The organism is Rubrivirga sp., from assembly GCF_049648075.1.
Taxonomy (GTDB): domain Bacteria; phylum Bacteroidota; class Rhodothermia; order Rhodothermales; family Rubricoccaceae; genus Rubrivirga.
Map to the genome: position 1 here is coordinate 1 of NZ_JBARYR010000178.1, position 3,411 is coordinate 3,411.

At 68.0% G+C, this 3,411-nt stretch carries 3 protein-coding genes and 1 pseudogene; all 4 read right to left on the minus strand.

From position 1 onward, the window contains the following. Window positions 1-384: 2-C-methyl-D-erythritol 4-phosphate cytidylyltransferase (locus WBA11_RS05110; RefSeq protein WP_424519640.1), on the minus strand; the 384-nt coding region annotated here is incomplete at its 3' end. Window positions 385-457: 73 nt separating this feature from the next. Continuing rightward, window positions 458-1,540: a tRNA preQ1(34) S-adenosylmethionine ribosyltransferase-isomerase QueA gene (queA, locus tag WBA11_RS05115; RefSeq protein ID WP_424519641.1), complete on the minus strand. Its 1,083-nt coding sequence runs from the start codon at window positions 1,538-1,540 to the stop codon at window positions 458-460. Between the two features lie 115 nt (window positions 1,541-1,655). Further along, window positions 1,656-2,942: a fumarylacetoacetase gene (fahA, locus tag WBA11_RS05120; RefSeq protein ID WP_424519642.1), complete on the minus strand. Its 1,287-nt coding sequence runs from the start codon at window positions 2,940-2,942 to the stop codon at window positions 1,656-1,658. 114 nt (window positions 2,943-3,056) lie between these two features. Beyond that, window positions 3,057-3,411, minus strand: a pseudogene (locus WBA11_RS05125) (hypothetical protein); the annotation flags it as partial.

A 3,411-nucleotide genomic window follows, 5' to 3' on the forward strand; every position in this document is an offset into this window, starting at 1 on the left:
GTGTTCGACGACGGCCTTGAGGACGTTTGCAATAACAGAGCCACTTATGAATGGGCGCACGGCGTCGTGCACCAGCACGACCTCGACGCCCTCGAGGGCGCGGACGCCCGCCGCGACCGAGTCCTGCCGCGTCGCTCCGCCCTCGACCACGAGAGCATCGAGTTCAGCACGGATCAGGTGGTCCACGACGTCCTCGAGGTCGGATGCCGAAGCGGCGATCACGGCCAAGCCGACGCCGGGATGCCGAGCGAACGCCCTCAGCGTTTGAACGAAGACGGGCGCTCCACCGAGCTCACGGAACTGCTTCGAGGGCGCGCCCTCGACGGCCATCCTCGACCCCGACCCGCCCGCCGGAATCACGACGCCGACTCTCGGATCACCCACGGAGCCGACCTGTTACGTTCGACCTCGAGGACGACTCCTCCCCACCCCCTAATCTCCAATCCCGAACACCCACCTACAGCACCAGCATCGCGTCGCCGAACGCGAACAGACGGTACTCCTCGCGGATCGCCTGGTCGTACGCCTCCCGGAGCAACGGGTAGCCCGTGAACGCCGCCACGGTCATCATCAGCGTCGACTTGGGACGGTGGAAGTTGGTGAGCAGGCGCTCACAGACGTGGAAGTCGTGGACCGGGTAGATAAACTTGTCCGTCCACCCGCTCCCCCGCTTGAGCGTCTTCGAGGCCGAGATCGACGACTCGACGGCTCGGACGACGGTCGTACCGATGGCTGTGACCGTCCGGTCGGGGTGCGTGAGGGCGGTGTTGACGCAGTCGACCGTGTCGGAGGGGACGTCGAAAAACTCTGAGCTGACGCGGTGCTTCGACAGGTCCTCGACCTCGACGGATTGGAACGTGCCGAGCCCCGTGTGGAGCGTGACGGTGGCCACCTCGGCCCCCCGCTCGGCGATCTGGCTCATCAGGTCGGGCGTGAAATGGAGCCCGGCCGCGGGCGCCGCAACGCCTCCACGGCGACGCGCGAACATCGTCTGGTAGCGGACGCGGTCGGCCGGCTCCACGGGTCGGCGGAGGTACGGCGGGATCGGCGTCTGACCGATCGCGTCGAGGGCGTCGTAGAGGTCGTCGGGCGTGCCGTCGAAGATGAACCGGAGCGTCCGGCCCCGGCTCGTCGTGTTATCGATGACCTCCGCCGAGACGCGGTCCGAAAACACCAGCTTGTTACCGACTCGGACCTTTCGGGCCGGGTCGACGATGGCGTCCCACAGCCGGTTTTCCTGGTTCAGCTCGCGGAGCAAGAAGGCCTCGACCTTCGCCCCCGTATTCTCCTTGGTGCCGAACAGCCGCGCGGGGAAGACGAGGGTGTCATTCGCTACGATCACGTCGCCGTCGCCGAAATACTCCGGGAGGTCTCGGATCGTCCGGTGCTCGATCGTCCCGGCGCTCCGGTCCACGACCATGAGCCGAGCCGAGTCCCGCGGCTCTGCGGGGTACATCGCCACCCGGTCGCGAGGGAACTCGTAGTCGAAATCGCTCAACCGGAGCGCGTGTTGCAGAAATGACGGGTGGGCGACCTGCATAGACGGTCGGCCGGCACGTCTGCTCGACGGTGGGCCTGGAGAGCTAACCTGCTGTGATGCGACAAATATAGAGTCGCTCTTCGTCGGCCGCCTCCCCCGAACAGGGGACCTAACGTCAGCCCCGAGCGGGACGGACGGTCCCCTCGACCTCGCCGAAGCCGACGCGGCGATCGCCGGACGACGCCACTCCCGACATCACAACGCGGTCGCCGTCGGCCAGGAACTTGCGCTCTTGCCCGTCCGGCATCGTGATCGGCTTGGTCCCGCGCCAGGTGAGCTCCAGGAGCGACCCGTAGCTGTCCTCGGTCTCGCCGCTGATCGTGCCCGAGGCCATCAGGTCGCCGGGGCGCGCGTTGCAGCCGTTCACGGTGTGGTGCGCGAGTTGCTGCTCGGGGCTCCAGTAGAGGTACTTCGCGTTCGACCTCGACACGACGTGCGGCTCGGTGCCCGCCTCCCGCATTCCTTCTGTCTCGATGGCAACCTCGAGGTCGAGGTCGAGCGAGCGCGGGCCGTCCTGCTTGAGGTAGCCCAGGATGGCCGGGTTGCCTGCCTCGGGCGTCTGCGGCTCGCCGGGAATTCGGAACGGCTCGAGGGCGGCCATCGGCACGACCCAGGGCGAGATCGAGGTCGCGAAGCTCTTGCCCAGGAACGGGCCGAGCGGGACGTACTCCCATTTCTGGATGTCGCGCGCGCTCCAGTCGTTGACTAACACGAACCCGAAGATGTGACGCGCCGCGTCGTTGACGGGGATCGAGTCCCCGAGCTCGTTGCCGGCGCCGACGAAGAAGCCGAGCTCGAGCTCGATGTCGAGCAGCCGGGACGGTCCGAAGACCGGCGGCGTGTCGTCGGACGGCTTGAGCTGCCCCTTGGGCCGGACCACGTCGGTCCCGCTCACGATCACGCTCGACGCCCGCCCGTGGTACCCGACCGGCAGGTGCAGCCAGTTCGGCAAGAGCGCGTTGTCCGGGTCCCGGAACATGGCACCCACGTTCGTGGCGTGCTGGCGCGACGAGTAAAAGTCGGTGTAGTCACCGACCTCCGCCGGCAGGTGCATCGCGACGTCCTCGAGGGCGACGATCGCCTTGTCCTGCAACGTCCCCGACTCGCGTAGCGCAGGCGACCCCTCAGCGCTGAGAAGATCTTGAAGTCGGGTTCGGAGGGCACTCCAGGCATCGGGGCCTAGCCCCATGAACGCGTTCAGGGACGACTGACCAAACACGGGAGCCCGGCCGCCCCCTGCCGCCGCGATCACGCCCTCGGCCTCGAGGACGGACAGATCGACCACGTGATCGCCAACGCGGACGCCGACGCGCGGGGAGCCTCCGTCGACAGAGAAGACGCCGTACGGGAGGTTGTGGAGGCCGAAGCCGGAGTCAGGATCGAGGTCGAGAAAGGGGGTCATGGGACGAGAAAGGGAGAACGGCAGTGAGACCGGCGACGGGCGACCTCGAGGACGTGTGACAAATAAGGTGAGGCGACCTCGAGGTCGGCGCGGACGGGGAGGAGCCCTCTCGCTCTACATCCAGCCGAGGCCGCGGAGGTCGTCGAGGGGTTCGTCGAACGAGCAGGACCCGAAGCTGAGCGCGACCTGCTGACGGGCGTCGGCGACCTCGGCGGCCGTGGCTCGGAGCGAGCGCCAGCGCAGGCCGTCCTCGATGGACCATGACGCGGGACCCGCGTCGTCCAGGATCTCGGCGAGATCGTCGGGACCCAGGCCGTGGAGACGGGCGAGCGCCGCGCCGCCAAACACGCCCAGAAAGCCGTGCATCCGCGCGCCGACGGCGTCGTCGTGGTTGGGCAGCGGGTGGTGGAGTCCGGCCGTCGCCTTGAACGGGGCGCCGGCGCGGACGGCCTCGATGATGGCGCCGGAC